Origin of the sequence: Pseudomonas batumici, from assembly GCF_036585405.1 — a bacterium.
Lineage (GTDB): Bacteria > Pseudomonadota > Gammaproteobacteria > Pseudomonadales > Pseudomonadaceae > Aquipseudomonas > Aquipseudomonas batumici.
Genome location: NZ_CP144470.1, coordinates 3005278 through 3024606 on the forward strand (window position 1 = coordinate 3005278; position 19329 = coordinate 3024606).

General features: G+C 65.2%; 18 protein-coding genes. 14 read left to right on the forward strand and 4 right to left on the reverse strand.

Annotation, left to right across the window (positions count from 1 at the left end; translation table 11 throughout):
- Positions 1–28: 28 nt before the first annotated feature.
- The 7 genes from NUH87_RS13625 to NUH87_RS13655 all read left to right on the forward strand — a co-directional run bounded on the left by NUH87_RS13625 (position 29) and on the right by NUH87_RS13655 (position 9607).
- On the forward strand, positions 29–1336 hold the full coding sequence (locus NUH87_RS13625) for a DUF3426 domain-containing protein (protein WP_338526358.1): 1308 nt from the start codon (positions 29–31) through the stop codon (positions 1334–1336).
- Positions 1337–1512: 176 nt separating this feature from the next.
- Complete coding sequence (gene dusB, locus NUH87_RS13630) at positions 1513–2526, forward strand: tRNA dihydrouridine synthase DusB (RefSeq protein WP_040063978.1); 1014 nt, start codon at positions 1513–1515, stop codon at positions 2524–2526.
- Positions 2523–2843: a DNA-binding transcriptional regulator Fis gene (gene fis, locus NUH87_RS13635; RefSeq protein WP_003186237.1), complete on the forward strand. Its 321-nt coding sequence runs from the start codon at positions 2523–2525 to the stop codon at positions 2841–2843. The genes dusB and fis overlap by 4 nt, the downstream gene beginning before the upstream one ends.
- 81 nt (positions 2844–2924) lie before the next feature.
- On the forward strand, positions 2925–4532 hold the full coding sequence (gene purH, locus NUH87_RS13640; protein WP_338526361.1) for a bifunctional phosphoribosylaminoimidazolecarboxamide formyltransferase/IMP cyclohydrolase: 1608 nt from the start codon (positions 2925–2927) through the stop codon (positions 4530–4532).
- Between the two features lie 187 nt (positions 4533–4719).
- A complete protein-coding gene (purD, locus tag NUH87_RS13645; protein ID WP_338526362.1) occupies positions 4720–6015 on the forward strand; it encodes a phosphoribosylamine--glycine ligase in 1296 nt (431 codons plus the stop codon).
- A 99-nt stretch (positions 6016–6114) separates the two neighbouring features.
- Entirely contained in the window at positions 6115–8889 is a 2775-nt protein-coding gene (locus NUH87_RS13650; RefSeq protein ID WP_338526364.1) for a hybrid sensor histidine kinase/response regulator, read from the forward strand.
- Between the two features lie 115 nt (positions 8890–9004).
- Positions 9005–9607, forward strand: a complete 603-nt coding sequence (locus tag NUH87_RS13655; protein ID WP_040063972.1) for a MarC family protein — start codon at positions 9005–9007, stop codon at positions 9605–9607.
- A gap of 49 nt (positions 9608–9656) precedes the next feature.
- Here NUH87_RS13655 and cobJ read toward each other — a convergent pair whose 3' ends face one another.
- From cobJ to cobG, 4 genes are read right to left on the reverse strand one after another with little or no spacing between them, the layout of a single operon-like run.
- The gene (gene cobJ / locus NUH87_RS13660) at positions 9657–11363 is read right to left on the reverse strand and encodes a precorrin-3B C(17)-methyltransferase (protein WP_338526365.1); all 1707 of its coding nucleotides are present in this window, start codon (positions 11361–11363) and stop codon (positions 9657–9659) included.
- A complete protein-coding gene (locus NUH87_RS13665) occupies positions 11360–12091 on the reverse strand; it encodes a precorrin-2 C(20)-methyltransferase (RefSeq protein ID WP_040063970.1) in 732 nt (243 codons plus the stop codon). The genes cobJ and NUH87_RS13665 overlap by 4 nt, the downstream gene beginning before the upstream one ends.
- On the reverse strand, positions 12091–12717 hold the full coding sequence (locus NUH87_RS13670) for a precorrin-8X methylmutase (protein ID WP_338526366.1): 627 nt from the start codon (positions 12715–12717) through the stop codon (positions 12091–12093). Before NUH87_RS13670 ends, NUH87_RS13665 begins: the two co-directional genes overlap by 1 nt.
- Complete coding sequence (cobG, locus tag NUH87_RS13675; protein ID WP_338526367.1) at positions 12710–14035, reverse strand: precorrin-3B synthase; 1326 nt, start codon at positions 14033–14035, stop codon at positions 12710–12712. The genes NUH87_RS13670 and cobG overlap by 8 nt, the downstream gene beginning before the upstream one ends.
- Before the next feature lie 137 nt (positions 14036–14172).
- Here cobG and cbiE point away from each other — a divergent pair, with 137 nt between their 5' ends.
- From cbiE to NUH87_RS13715, 7 genes are all read left to right on the forward strand, one after another.
- Positions 14173–15375 (forward strand): precorrin-6y C5,15-methyltransferase (decarboxylating) subunit CbiE, encoded by a 1203-nt coding sequence (gene cbiE, locus NUH87_RS13680; RefSeq protein WP_338526369.1) that lies wholly within the window; start codon positions 14173–14175, stop codon positions 15373–15375.
- A 126-nt stretch (positions 15376–15501) separates the two neighbouring features.
- Complete coding sequence (locus tag NUH87_RS13690) at positions 15502–16599, forward strand: cobalt-precorrin-5B (C(1))-methyltransferase (protein WP_338526370.1); 1098 nt, start codon at positions 15502–15504, stop codon at positions 16597–16599.
- Positions 16596–17321 (forward strand): cobalt-precorrin-6A reductase, encoded by a 726-nt coding sequence (locus NUH87_RS13695; RefSeq protein ID WP_338526371.1) that lies wholly within the window; start codon positions 16596–16598, stop codon positions 17319–17321. The genes NUH87_RS13690 and NUH87_RS13695 overlap by 4 nt, the downstream gene beginning before the upstream one ends.
- A 74-nt stretch (positions 17322–17395) precedes the next feature.
- Positions 17396–17719, forward strand: coding sequence for a transcriptional regulator (locus NUH87_RS13700; RefSeq protein ID WP_338526373.1), 324 nt, complete (start codon positions 17396–17398; stop codon positions 17717–17719).
- Between the two features lie 146 nt (positions 17720–17865).
- Positions 17866–18267, forward strand: a complete 402-nt coding sequence (locus tag NUH87_RS13705) for a DUF2946 domain-containing protein (RefSeq protein WP_338526375.1) — start codon at positions 17866–17868, stop codon at positions 18265–18267.
- A gap of 48 nt (positions 18268–18315) precedes the next feature.
- Positions 18316–18804: a copper chaperone PCu(A)C gene (locus tag NUH87_RS13710; protein WP_338526377.1), complete on the forward strand. Its 489-nt coding sequence runs from the start codon at positions 18316–18318 to the stop codon at positions 18802–18804.
- Positions 18805–18825: 21 nt separating this feature from the next.
- The gene (locus NUH87_RS13715) at positions 18826–19245 is read left to right on the forward strand and encodes a DUF2946 domain-containing protein (RefSeq protein ID WP_338526378.1); all 420 of its coding nucleotides are present in this window, start codon (positions 18826–18828) and stop codon (positions 19243–19245) included.
- The last annotated feature ends 84 nt before the right edge of the window (positions 19246–19329 follow it).

Sequence of the window (19329 nt, forward strand, 5' to 3'; positions counted from 1 at the left end):
TGGGCGCCTGCATGAACCGGATCGCCGCATGACCGACAGCTTCGTCACCCAGTGCCCGCATTGCCAGACCAGTTTCCGCGTCAGCCACGCTCAGTTGAGCGTGGCCCGTGGGGTGGTTCGTTGCGGCTCCTGCCTGCAGGTGTTCAACGCTGCGCGACAACTGCTCGAACAACGCGCCGCCAGGGAAGCGGCAAGCGCCGCCGCTGTTGCCGCGCCGGCAGTGGCGCCCACGCCGAAACCCGCTCCACCGCCACCGCCGCCCCCAGAGCCGCCGGAACCGCCACGGGCCATCAGCCAGAAGCAATGGACGGCCGAGGAACTGGACCTGGACAACCTGGACCTGGACGAAGAGCTGGCACGCCTGGAACAACGGGAAATCCAGCCGATCAAGGCGTTCGGCCAGGAACCCGCCGGCAAGGGCGAATCACTCAGCGCCCGCCGCGACGACCCGGACACGGAAGAAGAGCAATGGCCCGACAGCCTGTTCAGCGAATCGCCAAGCAGCCACGACGAAGCGCTCCTTGCCGACGATAACCCAGCGGCCCCGAGCAAGACGCCGGAAAGAAAGAGCGAAGCGCCCAAGCCCACGCGGACCGAGCCTTCGATGTCCTTCGACCTCGCGGACCTGGACGACGAGCCGCCCGCCCCCCGCTTGCAGATCGAACACGACGAACTGGAAGACGAAGCGTTCCATGCGGCCCCGGCCGCCGAGCACGATGAGGATGTCGCCCCCGAAGGCGAGCGCAAGAAACCCAAGCGCGAGCGCGAGCGCAACGAGCCCGGCCTGCACGACGACGTGCTGCTGGACCTGGTCGACGACCCGATCCAGCTCGACTGGCAACGCCGCCGCTCGCCCTGGGGGCGCCGCCTGCTCTGGCTGCTGCTGGTGCTGCTGGCCGCCGTCGCCCTGGCCGGACAATACGTCGCCTATCACTTCGACGAGCTGGCTCGCCAGGACCAGTACCGCCCCTGGTTCCAGCAGCTGTGCCCGGAAATCGGCTGCAAGGTCCCCTCGAAAGTCGATATTGCCCGAATCAAGAGCAGCAACCTGGTGGTCCGCAGTCACCCGGACTTCGCCGGCGCCCTGGTGGTGGATGCGATCATCTACAACCGCGCGCCGTTCTCCCAGCCCTTCCCGCTGCTGGAACTGCGCTTCGCCGACCTCAACGGCCATCTGATCGCCAGCCGGCGCTTCAAGCCCGCCGAATACCTGAGCGGCGACCTGGCCGGCCAGGGCGAAATGCCACCCCAGACGCCGATCCATATTGCCCTGGACATCCTCGACCCGGGCTCCAAGGCCGTGAACTACAGTCTCAGCTTCCACTCGCCCGAGTAACCCGGCCCCCGGCGCCCGGTTGGATGACAGTTTTCCGACAACGACCAAACCGCCAGCGATAACGGAATAACTGTTCAGATTTTATCCAGTTTTGCCTTTATCCAGTCATCGAGAGCGGGTATCATGCCAACCCTTTTTCGAACTCTCATGATCCGGCCCCACAACAGGGAAGTCCTATGTCGGCGGTACGCATCGGTCCATATACATTGCAGAACGGCTTGATTCTCGCCCCGATGGCGGGGGTCACGGACCAACCCTTTCGTCAGTTGTGCCGACGCCTGGGCGCAGGTCTTGTAGTCTCGGAAATGGTCACCAGCGACATGAGTTTGTGGAACAGCCGCAAATCGCGTCTGCGCATGATCCACGAAGGCGATCCCGAGCCCCGCTCGGTGCAGATCGCCGGTGGCGACGCGCAGATGCTGGCGGACGCGGCCCGGGCCAATGTCGAGCTGGGTGCACAGATTATCGATATCAACATGGGCTGCCCGGCCAAGAAGGTCTGCAACAAGGCCGCCGGCTCCGCGTTGCTGAAAGACGAAGCACTGGTGAGCGAGATCCTGCACGCCGTCGTGGCGGCGGTGGACGTCCCGGTCACCCTGAAGATCCGTACCGGCTGGGACCGGGCGAACAAGAACGGCCTGACGGTGGCGAAAATCGCCGAACAGGCGGGAATCACGGCGCTGGCGGTTCACGGGCGAACCCGCGCCGACCTGTATACCGGTGAAGCCGAGTACGACACCATTGCCGCGATCAAGCAGGCGGTGTCGATCCCGGTCTTCGCCAACGGCGACATCGATTCGGCCGAGAAAGCCCGGCACGTGCTGCACGCGACCGGTGCCGACGGCCTGTTGATCGGCCGGGCTGCCCAGGGGCGGCCATGGATTTTTCGTGAAATCGAGCATTTTCTGCGGACCGGCGAAACCCTCCCGGCACCGGAACTGTTCGAGGTGGAACGTATTCTGCTAGAGCATCTGGCCGCGTTGCATGCCTTCTATGGGGAAGTGATGGGTGTACGTATCGCCCGCAAGCATGTCGGCTGGTATCTCGCAACCTTGCCGGGCGCCAAGGAGTTTCGCGCCCACTTCAATCGTGTGGAAGAGACGGAAGCACAGTGCGCCAACGTTCGTGAGTTCTTCGCCGAGCGTTACAAGAGCCTGGTGACAGGGGAAGGAAGAGGGGTGGCCGCATGACGATGATGACCGAGACTTTAGTGAGTGGAACAACGCCCGTGAGCGACAACGTCAATTTGAAACAGCACCTCAACACCCCGAGCGAAGAAGGCCAGACCCTTCGCGGGAGTGTCGAGAAGGCGCTGCACAATTATTTCGCCCACCTTGAGGGCGCGGCCGTCACGGACGTGTACAACCTGGTGCTCTCCGAAGTCGAGGCCCCCTTGCTGGAAAGCGTGATGAACTACGTCAAGGGCAACCAGACCAAGGCCAGCGAGCTGCTCGGGCTGAACCGCGGCACCCTGCGCAAGAAACTCAAGCAGTACGATTTGCTGTAAGCATTCAATCAAACCAGAAAGGCGCCCGCGTAGAACCGGTCGCCTTTTTTGCTGACTCCTTTGCTTTTGATGGAAATTGAGATGACCGACCAGACTACCCGCCTGCCGATCCGCCGCGCCTTGATCAGTGTTTCCGACAAGACCGGGATCCTCGAATTCGCCAAGGAGCTGGAAGCCCTGGGCGTGGAGATCCTCTCCACCGGCGGGACCTTCAAACTGCTGCGGGACAATGGCGTGGCCGCAGTGGAAGTCGCGGACTACACCGGCTTCGCGGAAATGATGGACGGCCGGGTCAAGACCCTGCACCCGAAAATCCACGGTGGCATCCTCGGTCGTCGCGGCATCGACGACGCCATCATGAACGAGCACGGCATCAAGCCGATCGACCTGGTGGCGGTCAACCTCTACCCGTTCGAAGCCACCATCTCCAAACCGGGCTGCGACCTGCCGACCGCCATCGAGAACATCGACATCGGCGGCCCGACCATGGTCCGCTCGGCGGCCAAGAACCACAAGGACGTGGCCATCGTGGTCAACGCCAGCGACTACGGCCAGGTGCTGGAAAGCCTCAAGGCCGGCGGCCTGACCTACGCCCAGCGCTTCGACCTGATGCTCAAGGCCTTCGAACACACCGCCGCCTACGACGGCATGATCGCCAACTACATGGGCACCGTGAACCAGGCGGCCGAGACCCTGTCGACCGAAGGCCGCAACGAATTCCCGCGCACCTTCAACAGCCAGTTCATCAAGGCCCAGGAAATGCGCTACGGCGAGAACCCGCACCAGAGCGCGGCGTTCTACGTGGAAGCCAAGCCCGCCGAAGTCGGCATCGCCACCGCCACCCAGCTGCAAGGCAAGGAGCTCTCCTATAACAACGTGGCCGATACCGACGCCGCGCTGGAATGCGTGAAGAGCTTCGTCAAGCCGGCCTGCGTCATCGTCAAGCACGCCAACCCGTGCGGCGTGGCAGTGAGCCCGGACGCCGAAGGCGGCATCCGCCAGGCCTACGAACTGGCCTACGCCACCGACAGCGAGTCGGCCTTCGGCGGCATCATCGCCTTCAACCGCGAGCTGGATGCCGAAACCGCCAAGGCCATCGTCGAGCGTCAGTTCGTCGAAGTGATCATCGCACCGTCCGTGAGCGAAGAAGCCCGCGCCATCGTCGCCGCCAAGGCCAATGTGCGCCTGCTGGCCTGTGGCCAGTGGGACGCCAACCGCGCTCCGGCCTGGGACTACAAGCGCGTCAACGGCGGCCTGCTGGTACAGAGCCGCGATATCGGCATGATCGGCAGCGACGACCTGAAGGTGGTGACTAAACGCGCGCCGACCGAGCAAGAGATCCACGACCTGATCTTCGCCTGGAAAGTCGCCAAGTACGTCAAGTCCAACGCCATCGTCTACGCCAAGAACCGCCAGACCATCGGTGTCGGCGCTGGGCAGATGAGCCGAGTGAACTCTGCCCGTATTGCTGCAATCAAAGCCGAACATGCTGGCCTGCAAGTGCAGGGCGCGGTCATGGCCTCGGACGCGTTCTTCCCGTTCCGCGATGGTATCGATAATGCGGCCAAGGTCGGCATCACCGCGGTGATCCAGCCGGGCGGCTCGATGCGTGACAATGAAGTGATTGCTGCCGCCGACGAAGCCGGCATCGCGATGGTCTTCACCGGCATGCGCCACTTCCGCCACTAATACGACGACGGCCGCACTGAAACCGGCATCTGCTGCGTTGGAGCCGACCTCGATGATGCTCATTGCCAGAAGGCAACTCCGCTCATCGAGGCCGACTCCGCCTTGCATCTACCGGCTTCATTGCGACCTCCTACGGCGTGAAGCGCTTTAGGTTCAAACAGAATTCAGCGTCATCGAGGTTTTTGAAATGAATGTTTTGATCATCGGCAGCGGTGGCCGTGAACACGCCCTGGCCTGGAAAGTGGCGCAGGATCCGCGTGTCGAGAAAGTCTTCGTTGCCCCGGGCAACGCCGGTACCGCCATCGAGGCCAAGTGCGAGAACGTCGCCATCGACGTCCTGGCCCTTGAGCAGCTTGCGGACTTTGCCGAGAAAAACGTTTCCCTGACCATCGTCGGCCCGGAAGTGCCGCTGGTGGCCGGTGTCGTCGACCTGTTCCGCGCCCGTGGCCTGGACTGCTTCGGCCCGACCGCCGGCGCCGCCCAGCTCGAAGGCTCCAAGGCCTTCACCAAGGATTTCCTGGCCCGCCACAAGATCCCCACCGCCGACTACCAGAACTTCACCGAGATCGAGCCGGCCCTGGCTTATCTGCGTGAAAAAGGCGCGCCGATCGTGATCAAGGCCGACGGCCTGGCCGCCGGCAAAGGCGTGATCGTCGCCATGACCCTGGCCGAAGCCGAAGACGCCGTGCGCGACATGCTCGCCGGCAATGCCTTCGGCGACGCCGGCTCGCGCGTGGTCATCGAGGAATTCCTCGACGGCGAAGAAGCCAGCTTCATCGTCATGGTCGACGGCAAGAACGTCCTGCCAATGGCCACCAGCCAGGACCACAAGCGCGTCGGCGACGGCGACAGCGGCCCGAACACCGGCGGCATGGGCGCCTACTCGCCGGCCCCGGTGGTCACCGCCGAGGTGCACCAGCGGGTCATGGACCAGGTGATCTGGCCCACCGTGCGCGGCATGGCCGAGGAAGGCAACGTCTACACCGGCTTCCTGTACGCCGGGCTGATGATCGACAAGGCCGGCAACCCGAAAGTCATCGAGTTCAACTGCCGCTTCGGCGACCCGGAAACCCAACCGGTGATGCTGCGCCTGCAATCGAGCCTGATCCTGCTGATCGAGGCCGCGCTGGCCCAGGCCCTGGACAAGATCGAAGCCCAATGGGACCCGCGTCCGAGCCTGGGCGTGGTCCTGGCTGCCGGCGGTTACCCCGGCGACTACGCCAAGGGCGCCGTGATCAATGGCCTGGACGCTGCCGCGGGCCTGGAAGGCAAAGTCTTCCACGCCGGTACCGCACTGAAGGACGGCCAGGTCGTCACCTCCGGCGGCCGCGTACTCTGCGCCACCGCCCTGGGCAACAGCGTCGACGCCGCACAGCAGCAGGCTTACAAGCTCGCGGCTAAGATTAATTGGGAAGGCTGCTTCTACCGTAGCGACATAGGCTATCGTGCAATTGCACGCGAACGCGCAGACTCGAAGGAATAAACTATCCGAAAGGATAGGCAAGGGCGCTCAGCCCTTGCCGAACTATTCCCGCCCTGCGCATAGTTATCATCAGGCATCAACCTACGAAGGGATTTCGCCGTGCGCTGGCTCAGGATCGCCATAGGTTTCACTGTCAGCTTGCTGACCCTGCTCTGCCTTGCTCCGGCCCAGGCCTCGCAAGGCATTGGCTGGGCGTCCTTGCTCGACGACCAGGCCGATCTGCAATTGAGCGATATCCGCTCTTCGCGCTACACCAACCAATTCAGTCCGGTCGAGCTCGAACGCCTGACCGCCGCCAGGCCCGAAGGCGCCCTGTGGCTACGCTTTCGCCTGCAACCGGGCAGCCACGAACAAGTGCTGCGGGTCTTCGCCCCGGACCTTGCCCGCCTCGATCTCTACACCCTCGACGGCGACAACCTGATCGCCCAGGTACGTACCGGCAACGACCTGCCCCAGGCCGAGCGACCGTTGCCCAGCAGTGACTTCATGCTGCCGCTGGTACAAAGCGGCCACCCACTGGATGTCTACCTGCGGCTGGTGTCCAAGCACGAGCTGCGCCCCCATGTCACCCTCGAACCGGCCATCGAGGTCGCCGCCGACCAGAGCCAGTCGGTGTTGTACGGCCTGCTTTTCGGCAGCCTGATGATGCTGATCCTGCACAACCTGATCCGCTTCGCCTACACCCGCTCGCGCAGCAGCCTGTGGCTGGCCTCCTGCGAGGGTTTCCTGCTGCTCAGCGCGCTGTTCCTGCTGAACCTGATCGGCCCCTGGCTGCCCGACTGGCATGGCGCGCAAACCCCCGCCGCCTATATCGCGCTGTTGCTGACCGCGCCCTGCGGGCTGATGTTCACCTACTCGTTCTTTTCGCAGTTGGGCCCGCATCCGCTGAACAAGCTGTTGCTGGGCGATATCCTGGTGATCAGCCTCGGCGGCCTGCTGCTGCTGTTCGTCGACACCCTGCCACTGAACATCATGACCTACGGCCTGGTGTGCCTGGCAAGCTTGAGCATCCTGCTGGTGGCCGCCTATCACTGGCAGAAGGGCTACCGCCCGGCGCGCCTGTTCGTGGTGGCCATGGTGATCTTCAACATCGGTACGCTGGTCATCCTGCCCGCGCTGCTGGGGCTGACCCAGGTGGCACCACAAGGCCTGATCATCGCGCTGCTGGCGTTCATCTGCATCAGCGGCCTGCTGATGAGCGTAGCCCTGGGCGAGCGCCGACGCAGCATCACCCAGGACCAGTTCAGCCTCAGCCGTGACCTGGCGGCGAGCAATGCCGAAATCGCCGCCAAGGCCGAGTTCCTGGCGAAGATCAGCCACGAGATCCGCACGCCGATGAACGGCGTGCTGGGCATGACCGAACTGCTCCTGGGCACGCCGTTGTCGGTCAAGCAGCGCGACTATGTGCAGACCATCCACAGCGCCGGCAACGAGCTGCTGACCCTGATCAACGAGATCCTCGACATCTCCAAGCTGGAGTCCGGGCAGATCGAACTGGATGACGTGCAGTTCGACCTCAATGCCCTGATCGACGACTGCCTGAGTATTTTCCGTGCCAGGGCCGAGCAGCAGAATGTCGAGCTGATCAGTTTCATCCAGCCCCAGGTGCCCCGCGTGATCAGCGGCGACCCGACGCGCTTGCGCCAGACCCTGCTCAGCCTGCTGGAACACGCCCTGAAGAAAACCGACGAGGGCGAGATCCTCATTGTCGTCGCCCTCGACGAGCGCAGCGGCCAACCGCGTCTGCGCATCGCGGTCCAGGACAGCGGCGTGCCGATGGGCGACGAAGAACGCGATGCCCTGCTCCACGCCGAGCTGCAGAGCAAGAACTTCCTGGCGGCAACTCGCCTGGGGGGCAACCTGGGCCTGGTGATCGCCCGCCAGCTGGTGCAACTGATGCAAGGCGAGTTCGGCATCAAGAGCGGCATCAACCAGGGCAGCACCCTGTGGCTGACCTTGCCGCTTGATCCGCTGCACCTGGAGAACCCGACCTCCGACCTCGACGGCCCGCTCAAGGGCGCGCGGGTCCTGGTGGTCGACGACAACGACACCTGCCGCAAGGTGCTGGTGCAGCAATGCAGCGCCTGGGGCCTGAACGTCAGCGCCGTGCCGTCGGGCAAGGAAGCCCTGGCGCTGCTGCGGACCAAGGCCCACCTGCGCGACTACTTCGACGCGGTGTTGCTGGACCAGAACATGCCCGGCATGACCGGCATGCAACTGGCGGCGAAGATCAAGGAAGATCCGAGCCTGAATCACGACATCCTGCTGATCATGCTCACCGGCATCAGCAACGCGCCGAGCAAGATCATCGCGCGCAATGCCGGGGTCAAGCGCATCCTCGCCAAGCCGGTGGCCGGCTATACCCTCAAGACCACCCTGGCGGACGAACTGGCCCAGCGCGACAAGGGCCCCGTGCCGGCGCCGGTGGCGAGTCCCGAGCTGGTGGAACCGATTTCGGTACCCAGCGACTTCCGCATCCTGGTGGCCGAAGACAACAGCATCTCCACCAAAGTGATCCGCGGCATGCTCGGCAAGCTCAACCTCAAGCCCGACACCGCCAGCAACGGCGAAGAGGCCCTGCGGGCGATGAAAGCCCAGCGCTACGACCTGGTGCTGATGGACTGCGAGATGCCGATCCTCGACGGCTTTTCCGCGACCCAGCAACTGCGCGCCTGGGAAGTCGGCAACCAGCGCGTGCGCACCCCGGTGGTGGCGCTGACCGCGCACATTCTCACCGAGCACAAGGAACGCGCACGCCAGGCCGGGATGGACGGACACATGGCCAAGCCGGTGGAGCTGTCGCAGTTGCGTGAACTGGTGGAGCACTGGGTGGCCGAGCGCGCGAACCAGCAGGCCCAGGTGCCGACCTCCTGACGGCCGGGTAACAGCTCATCCGTGACAATTCGTGCGGCCCTTTCCCACACACCGCCGACAGCCCGCGCAACGCCTGATAGACTGCCGTCGCCCTCCTCCGCCGCGAGCCCACACCATGCTCCACGTGTTATTCAGCGTTTACCTGAAGATGCTGGTGCTCTACAGCCCGTTCTTCGTCCTGTCCTGCTTCATCGGCCTGACCCGTGGTTATTCCAGCAAGGAGCGGCGACGCCTGGCCTGGAAGGTCGCGTTGGCGACACTGGTCTCCAGCGTGCTGCTGTATCTGTTCGGGCGGGTGATCTTCAGCGTGTTCGGCATCACCGTGGATGCCTTCCGCATCGGCGCCGGCAGCGTGCTGTTCATTTCGGCGCTGGGCATGGCCCAGGGTAAATCGGCGGTGCAGACCGACAACGTGCAGCAGGACGTGACCATAGTCCCGCTGACCATTCCCCTGACCGTCGGCCCCGGCACCATCGGTGCCCTGCTGGTCATGGGGGTCAGCCAGCCGCACTGGGACGACAAGCTCTCGGCCATCGTCAGTATCGCCCTGGCGAGCCTGACCGTGGGCGTGGTGCTGTACCTGTCCAATCGTATCGAACGTATGCTCGGTGACCAGGGCCTGCAGATCGTCAGCCGCCTGATGGGGCTGTTCGTCTGCGCCCTGGCGGCGCAGATCATCTTTACCGGGGTGCGGGGGTATCTGGTAGCGCCTTTATAGCCAATCACGGACGACTATGGACGTCGTCCTTTTGTGAGCTCACATCCCCTCAAGAGCGGGGTTTTTCACCGTACCAGCGCGGTGTGTACACCCACTCGCCACCCTCGGCGCGAGGGAAGACGCAGGTGGTGGACGAACCGATGATGACCATCGTCCGCATGTCCACCTGGTCCGGCGTCAACTCGCCCAGGGTGGTCACCCGCAAGGTCTGTCCCGGCCGACCGATATCCCGTCCCAGGACCACTGGCGTCTGCGGTGTGCGGTGCCCGGCGACGATCTCCAGGGCCCGGCCCAACTGCCAGGGGCGGGAACGGGAGATCGGGTTGTAGAACGCCAGGGCCAGGTCGGCCTGGGCCGCCAGGTCGAGGCGTTTCTCGATGATGCTCCAGGGCTTGAGGTTGTCCGAGAGGGACATCACACAGAAATCATGCCCCAATGGCGCCCCCGCCTGGGCCGCCGTCGCCAGCGAGGCGGACACCCCCGGAAGGATCTCCAGGTCGACGCTGTGCCAGCTCGGGTCACTGGATTCGTGCAGGGCTTCGAGCACCGCCGCCGCCATGGCGAACACACCCGGGTCACCCGATGACACCACCACCACCGAGCGCCCCTGGGCCGCCAGTTCGAAGGCATGCCGGGCACGCTGCATCTCTTCGCGGTTATCGGTGCAATGCAGCACCTGATCGGCGCGGAACGGGCCGGCCATGCGCACGTAGGTTTCATAACCCAGCACGTCGTTGGCCTTCGCCAGTTCGGCCTTCACCGCCGGCACCATCAGCTCGGCGGCACCCGGGCCAAGGCCGATCACCGCCAGGCGCCCCCGTGGACGACCGATGCGTTCCGGCTCCAATGGCTGGCTGGCGACCGCGATCGCCAGGCCTTCGCCGACACAGATCGGCGGCAACAACTGCGGTATCGCCTGTTGTGCCATTTCGGCGACAGAACTGCCCGAGGCGACAAAGCGCAGCGGTACACCCAACTCGACAGCCGCTTCGCGCAGCGCAGGATGGGCCATCTCGCTGTCCGCCGCCACCAGGCAGGCCAGCGACTGGCGGGCGATATTCGCCCCGTGCAAGGCTTCACGCACGGCACCGGTCAGCTCCGGCACGCCAGCCGTGACCGCCACCAGCACGCTGCGCGGATAAATCAGCAATTCATTGGCGGCCGGCGCACGCTCGGCACTGCCGACATGAATCGACAGGCGTGCCTGCCGATCCTCCGGCAAGTGCGCCTGCGCGAGCCAAGGTGCCGCTCCTTCGATACGCACGCTTTCGCCGGCCAGCAGGTCCGAGACGAAGCGCTTGCCCAGCTCCAGGTCGCCCAGGGCATAACCGCTCGGCGGATTCAGCAGGCAGGTGCCGAAACGCAGCTCGCCGCTGGTGGTGATGGCGGCCGCCACACCGAGGCCGGCGGCCATTTCCCGCGCCATGACATTCACCCCGCCCAGCCCACCCAACAGCGGCACCACGGCGCTGCCGTCCTCGGCCACCGCCAGCACCGGCGGCTCGGCGCCCTTCTCCAGCAGCACCGGGGCCAGCGTGCGAATCACGATACCGGCGGCGCACAGGGCAATGATCGGCGTGTCCTGCTGATAGAGCTGGCGCAGGGTCGCGCCAAACTCGTGATAGAGCCGGTCCGCGCCGTCGACCCGCTCCGCCAGTCCATAGACCAGCGCATCCGGGTAAATCCGTTGCAGCTTGCGGGCCGTCGCGAGGCTGCCATTGCCGAGGATGACAATGGCCGGTTGCGCGCGGCTCATCCCTGCCACCGTTCGCCGGGCACGATGATCAGCGAGAAGTACGGCGAGGACATCGGCTCGACCTCATCGAGCGGGACGATCTTCTGGTTGGCCATGGTCGCGCGCTCCACATACAGGGCGCGACCGGCCAGGCCCAGTTCTTCCAGCACCTGGCGAACCTTGTGGAAGTTGCGCCCCAGTTTCATGATCACCGCCGCGTCGGCGTCGGCCAGGCGGCGCTTGAGCTCGTCATGGGGCAGCACGCCGGACAACACCGACAGGCTCTGGTTGCGATATACCAGCGGCGCCCCGAGCACCGAGGCGCCACCAAGCATCGAGCACACGCCGGGAATCACCTGGGCGTCGTAACGCTCGGCAAGACGGTCGTGCAGGTACATGTAGGAGCCATAGAAGAACGGATCGCCTTCGCAGATCACCGCCACGTCGCGGCCGGCATCGAGGTGCGCGGCCACGGCCAGGCTGGCCTCGTCGTAGAAGTCGCTGATCACCTGCTCATAGGACAAGGGCGCGGGCAGTGCCTCGGTGGTCACCGGGTAGACCAGCGGCAGCAAGGTCTGGGCCTCCTGCAAGTGGCCCTCGATGATGCCGAACGCGTTGCCTTTCTTGCCCTTGGCGACGAAGTACGCCACCACGGGCGACTCGCGCAGCAGGCGCAAGGCCTTGAGCGTGATCAGTTCCGGGTCACCGGGGCCCACGCCGAGGCCGATCAGACGTCCAGGCTGCTGCATCATTCAATCTCCGTAGCGAGGGCATTCACCGCAGCGGCGGCCATGGCGCTACCGCCCAGCCGGCCCTGCATGATCACGAACGGCACGCCACGGCTGTCGGCCGCGAGCATCGCCTTGGATTCGGCGGCGCCGACGAAGCCCACCGGGAAACCGAGGATCAACGCCGGTTTCGGCGCGCCGGCATCGAGCATTTCCAACAAGTAGAACAAGGCCGTCGGCGCATTGCCGATCACCACCACGCTGCCTTCCAGGTGGGGCCGCCACAGCTCCAGCGCCGCCGCCGAACGGGTATTGCCCAGTTCCTCGGCCAACTCGGGCACGCGCTCGTCGCGCAGGGTGCAAATCACCGGGTTGTTGGCGGGCAGCCGTGCACGGGTCACGCCTTCGCTGACCATCCGCGCATCGCAGAGAATCGCCGCGCCGGCCGCCAGGGCATCGCGCCCGGCCTTGCCGGCACCGGGGGAGAATTGCAGGCCGTCGATGGCATCGACCATGCCGCAGGCGTGGATCACCCGCACGGCGAGCTTCTCCAGGTCCGCGGGAATGCGCGCCAGGTTGGCTTCCGCGCGAATGATCGCGAAGGAGTTGCGATAGATCTCCTGACCGTCGCGGATGTAATCAATCATCGGTGTTGCTCCGTGAGCGGGCTGCCAGCAGGACGCCCGCCGCTTCAATAGTAAGGTTGCGTGCGTGCGGCCGGCCGAAGCCCGGGTGGGTCGCATCGCGAAAATAGAGGTCATAGTGGCCAGGAGAAACCGCCAGCAAGGTAGCCGGCGCCACATGGGCGGCCGCGCAGGAACGCGCGCAGCCGGACAAGTGCACGCCCTGGGGCCGGCCTTGCAGGTGCAGCGCCAGCGTGCGGGCGTCGGCCTTGGTGTCGGCCAGGCCCTTGCCACAGCCGGCCGAGCCGGTGCAGGCGATCAGTTGGGCCAGGCCGTAAGCGGCGTCGCACAACAATCCAAGGTCTTGCAGGTGGGCGGTAACGGTTGCCGCGTCCTCGACCCGGATATCCGGCAGCAACAGGCTCTGCCAGGGCGTCAGGCGCAGGCGGGCATCGCCGAACTCGCTCGCCAGCCGGGCCACGCCGTCGAGCATCGACGCGTCGAGCCGTCCGAGAGGCGCCACTGCACCGATGTACACACGCCCCGGCTGGCGCTGTGGATAAGTGCCGATATGCAACAGACCGGGCGCCGCGGATCGCTGCCAGGACGGGACCGCAACGGGTTCGAAACCGAGCCGTTGGGCCAATTGCCGGAGGAACTCCGCAGTCGAGACTTCGGCCAGCAAGTGGCGCATGCGCGTCTGCTCGGGACGGGCCAGATCGAGGAACAGCTCCAGCACCGCCACCACCAGCGCATGCCCCTTGGCCAGGGGCACGGCGGCCAGCGGCAAATCATTGGCCGGACAGCCGGCCAGGCCGAAGGCCAGGTACGCCTGGTCGCCCAGCAGCAGCGCCGACAACCACAGGTCATGCGGATGCTCCAGCATCGCCAGGGCTTCACCGCCGTCCAGTTGCACCGCGAACTTGGCCGACAGCTCATGGAAGCGTGCATGAGTCTGCAGGGTCGCCAGGATCTGTTCGGCCAGAGGCCGGGTGTCGATCAACAACTGGCGGTCGATGCCCGCGCTCGGGCTGAGCATCAGGTTGCGCACATCGTCGCCCGCCGCCGTGGTGGGCCCGAGGCCTGCGTCGAGCAACTCGCCGATCAGCGCCGCGTGTTGCTCGCCGATACCGCGAATCTGCAGGTTGGCCCGGTTGGTCGCCTCGATCACGCCGCCGGCATAACGTGCGGCGGCGCGGGCCACCGCCCGGGCCTGGTCGGCGCTGATCACCCCGCCGGCCAGCTTGATCCGGCAGATACCACCGTCCAGCGCCGGGACGATACGCAGCAACCCCGGACAGGCCGAGGGGCGAATGGCGGTGACAGGCAGGCGTTCGTTCAAGGGGCGACCGGCAGTGAAGGAAAAGTATTGGCTGCTATCGAAGAGCGTTTCGCCGTCGAAGGCGCGGTATTATGCCTGCTTTGTCCGACGGCATGAAAAGCCTGCCCGTCGGAACCGCTGTGTTTTGAGGATTTTAGATGGCGCCTTGGCTGACAATCGTGGGAATCGGTGAAGACGGCTTCAGTGGGCTCGGCCGGCAGGCCCGCGAGGCCCTGGCGGCGGCTTCACGGGTATTCGGCGGCCAACGTCAGCTCGACCTGCTGCCGGCGGACATCCGCGCCGAGCGCCTGGGCTGGCCAAGTCCGTTTTCCCTGGAGCCGCTGTTGGCCCTGCGCGGCACGCCGACCTGCGTGCTGGCCAGCGGCGATCCGATGCTGTTCGGCGTGGGCGCCAGCCTGTCACGCCGGGTCGCCGCCGAGGAGATGCAGGTGTTGCCCGCGCCCTCCTCCTGCTCGCTGGCCGCCGCCCGCCTGGGCTGGGCCTTGCAGGATGTGCTGATACTCTCGGTCGTCGCCCGCCCGCTGGCCGCCCTCGCTGCGCACCTGCACAGCGGTGTGCGCCTGCTGGTGCTGAGCAATGACGGCCTGAGTCCCGCGGCCATTGCCGCTCTGCTGCGCGAACGAGGTTTCGGCCCGAGCCGGATCAGCGTGCTGGAGCACCTGGGCGGCCCGACGGAACGGCGGATCGACGGGCTGGCCGAGGATTGGAGCGACCCGCCGATTGCCGACCTGAACCTGGTCGCCATCGAGTGCCTGGCCGCCCCCGGCACGCCGCGTCTGTCGCGTATTGGCGGGTTGCCGGACAGCGCCTTCGAGCATGACGGGCAACTGACCAAGCGCGATGTCCGCGCCATCACCCTCGCCCGCCTCGCCCCGCTGCCCGGTGAACTGTTGTGGGATGTCGGCGCGGGCAGCGGCTCCATCGGCATCGAATGGATGCGCGCCCACCCCGGTTGCCGGGCCATTGCCATCGAAGCTGACGCCGGTCGCCAACAGTTGATCGAGCGCAACCGTGACACCCTCGGCGTGCCGGGCCTGCAATTGATTCGTGGCCGTGCGCCCGATGCGCTGGAGGGACTGGAGCCGCCGGATGCAATCTTTATCGGCGGCGGCGTCACCCGTCCCGGGGTACTGGACCTTTGCTGGGCGCAGCTCAAGCCGGGAGGCCGGTTGGTGGCGAATGCGGTGACCCTGCAAAGCGAACTGTTGTTGATGAACTGGCGCCAGGCCCATGGCGGCGAACTGACCCGCATTCATATCGCCCAGGCCCAACCGCTGGGGGACTTCGACACCTGGCGCCAAGCCTTGCCGATCACCTTGCTCGATGTGGTCAAGCCTTGAACATCTCGGACACTGTAGGAGCGAGCTTGCTCGCGATGAACGCACAGGCTCCACGGTCTTTCAGATGCCCCGCGTTATCGTTGACGCCCATCGCGAGCAAGCTCGCTCCTACAGGGAGCAACCGTCATGCGTGAGGAAACCGCCGAACAGCCCGCGCCCCTGCGCAGCGGCCTGACCACCGGCAGTTGCGCCACCGCCACCGCCCTGGCGGCGGCGCGCCTGTTGCTCAGTGGCGTCAGCTGTGACGCGGTGCAGATCACCCTGCCCAAGGGCAAGCGCGTGGACCTGCGCCTGGAGTTCTGTCGTCGCCATGACGACGGCGCGGAGGCCGGCACCCTCAAGGATGCCGGCGACGACCCGGATGTCACCCACGGAGCCCTGCTGTACTCGCAAGTCCGCCTGATCGCCGAACCCGGCGTGCAGTTTCATGCTGGAAAAGGCGTCGGGACCGTCACCCGTCCCGGCCTGGTCCTGGCTGTCGGCGAACCGGCGATCAACCCGGTGCCGCGCCAGATGATCAGCCAACACCTGCAGCAATTGGCAGCTGAGCTGGATTACGCTGGCGGATTCTCGGTCACCGTCAATGTCCGCGACGGCGAGGCCCTGGCCCTGAAAACCATGAACCCGCGCCTGGGCATTCTCGGCGGGCTGTCGATCCTCGGCACCAGCGGCATCGTCCGACCGTTTTCCTGCGCGGCCTATATCGCCTCGATCCACCAGGGCATCGACGTCGCCAAGACCAACGGCTATCTGCATATCGCCGCCTGCACCGGCAACGCCAGCGAAGACACCATGCGCCGGGTCTACAACCTGCCGGAAATCGCCCTGATCGAAATGGGCGACTTCGTCGGCGCTGTGCTCAAGCACCTGCGCAAGGTCCCGGTGGACAAGCTGAGCCTGTGCGGCGGCTTCGGCAAGATCAGCAAGCTGGCGGCCGGGCACATGGACCTGCACAGCCGGCACTCGAGCATCGACCTGCCGCAACTGGCCGAATGGGCCGGCGAAGTCGGCGCCGATCAGGCCTTGCAGACGGCGATTGTCCAGGCCAACACCAGCCAGCAGGCGCTGGCCATGGCCAGAGCGGCCGGTATCGCCCTCGGCGATGCAGTCTGCCGGCGGGCCCGCGACTTCGCCCGCAGCGTGGTCCCCGCGCAAGTGCAGGTGGAAGTCTTTGCCATAGACCGCCAGGGCGGCATCGTTGGTCACGCGGGAGTACAGCCATGAAACGCCTGTTGCTGCTCGGCGGCGTCACCGAGGCCTTGGCGATTGCCCGGACCTTGGGCCCGGAGCATATCTACAGCCTGGCGGGTGTCGGGCGGGTGCCGACGGACTTGCAGTGCCAGGTTCGGGTCGGCGGTTATGGCGGGGCCGAAGGACTGGCACAATTCATCCGGGATGAAGGCATCGACCTGTTGCTGGACGCCACCCATCCCTACGCCGCGCAAATCAGCCACAACGCCGCCACTGCCGCGCGCTTGAGCGGCATCCCCTGTTGGGCGCTGCGGCGCCCGGCCTGGGTCGCGGAACCCGGCGACGACTGGCGCGAAGTCGCCGACTGGGCCGAACTGGTCGAGTCCCTCAGGCCCTTCCAGCGCCCGCTGTTCACCCTGGGCCGCGAGCCGCTGCAACATCTGGAAGAAATTCCCGCCGGGCAATTCTGGACCCTGCGCGCCCTCGAGACTTATCCAGGCAATGCCCGTTGCGAAGTGATCGGTGCACGCGGGCCCTTCCTGCTGGAAGACGAGCGCGCCTTGTTCCAGCGCCGCGCCATCGACGTGCTGATCAGCAAGAACAGCGGCAGCAGCGCGACCGAACCCAAATTGCAGGTGGCCCGAGAGCTCGGGGTACCGGTGCTGATTCTCCAGCGCCCGGCATTGCCGCCGGTGGACCGGGAGTTCCAGACGCTCACTGAAACACTTGCCGCGTTGGCAAGCATCGGCCAATAGATCACGATCAAGCGCTTGCAATAAAAGTAACCTTAAAGTTACCTTTTGAGCGCAATGATCAACGTGGAAATATCATGGCCCTTACTCGCAGCTTCAAACAGACCATCGCCGAGCGGGCGCAGCGCGACCCGGCGTTCGCCCAGGCACTGCTGAATGAAGCCGCCACCCTGTTTCTCAATGGCGAACCCGAAATTGCACGGGTGATCCTGCGTGACCTGGTCAACGCCACCGTCGGCTTCGAGGGCCTGGCCAAGGAAACCGACAAGCCGAGCAAAAGCCTGCACCGCATGCTCTCGGCCAAGGGCAATCCGAGCATGGACAACCTGGCCGCTATCTTCAGCGTGATTCGCGCCACCCTGGGTGTGAAGATCGAGGTCCATGCCGTTCCGGCCATGTGACGGCATGCTGCTACGCTTGTGCACAAGGATCACCGACAAACCCTACACAAGCTTGCGACCTTTCACCGCAGCCCGCGCTTTTACTTATGAAGGACGTTCAGGCTAAATAACCCATCTGTTTGAAAACACTGACGGAAAGTCTTCCCATGTCCCGACAACGGCTAGCATTTGCCTGGATCGCCTGCTTCGCAGTGCTGTTCAATCTGCTCGCCATGCCGATGTCCGGAGCCATGGCGCAAGCGTCGGAGAATTCAGTCCCGGAGCAACTGCTGTGGGGCAGTTTCTGCTCGGCCAGTGGCACCAGACTGGTGGCCATCGACCTCGGCAAGCTGGAACAGAAAGCCCCGCAGAACGACGACCATTCCACCATGCAGCACTGCTGGTGCTGTGCGGCCTTCGCGCCGCTGCTGGCGTTGCCCGGCCACGTGACGCAACTTCCGGTGCTGCAGGTCGCAACCAACCCCACGCGCCCCGCTACCGAAATCGATGCCCCCACCCCTCGCCAGCAATGGCCCTCGCTCAACCCCAGGGCTTCTCCGCTAACCTGATTCACGCTCGCAGTCCTTGTGCGTCATGAATCGTTATGGAGAACCACCATGCTCAAGAATGCCCTGTTGCTGGCCGCCCTGCTGCTGCCCGCCTGCTTTGCCCATGCCCACGAATTCAAGGTCGGTGACTTGCAGATCAGCCACCCCTGGTCCCAGGAACTGCCGCCCAACGCCCCGACGGTGGCGGCCTATTTCGTGATCCACAACCCGGGCACCACGGCCGACCGCCTGACCCGCGTTGACAGTCCCATTGCCGGCAAGGCCGAACTGCATGAACACGTGATGCAGCAGGACCTGATGAAAATGCAGCCCGTCGCCAGCGTCGACGTCCCCGCCGGGGGCGAAGTTCGATTCGCGCCCATGGCCTTTCATGTGATGTTGCTGGACCTCAAGGACCGCAGCCAGCTGCAGGATGGCAAGCACTTCCCGCTGACCCTGCACTTTGAAAAGGCCGGCGACGTGACGGTCGAGGTGTCGGTGCAGAAACAAGCGCCTGCCGGTACGGATGCCATGGGTCACATGGACCACGCGCAGTAACCGACGACGACTTTGAACGCCATGCGCGCCTCACGCCCCAGGTCGCCCCGCTCCCGTGCACAGGTACAGGGCAGCTGGCTGAGCCTGTTCGCCATGTTGATGATTTTTATCGGTCCGCTGATTTCCCAGGCGATGCCGATGGATCACCACATGCCCATGTCGATGGGCATGGACATGTCGATGGAGATGCCCGGGCAGGCGGGCATGGAACAGAGCGCCGCCGAGCACCACGCCCCCAGCGCCGAACACCATGCGCTGTGGGAAAAATGCGGCTATTGCACCCTGCTGTTCAGTTGCCCGGCACTGCCACAGACCCTCAGCTTCGCCGCCCTTGACGGCCCTCGGCCATCCACCGCCGTCGTCACCCTGACCCGCCTGGGCCACGCCCGGCAAACCACCTTCCCTGGTGCCCGCACCCGCGCTCCGCCCGCGTTCCATTAAGCAACGACACAACTTTCTCACCCGGCCCGCCTGGACTGTAAAGCGCAGCTCCAGGGCGGCGGCCGTGTTGTATTCGCTTGAATG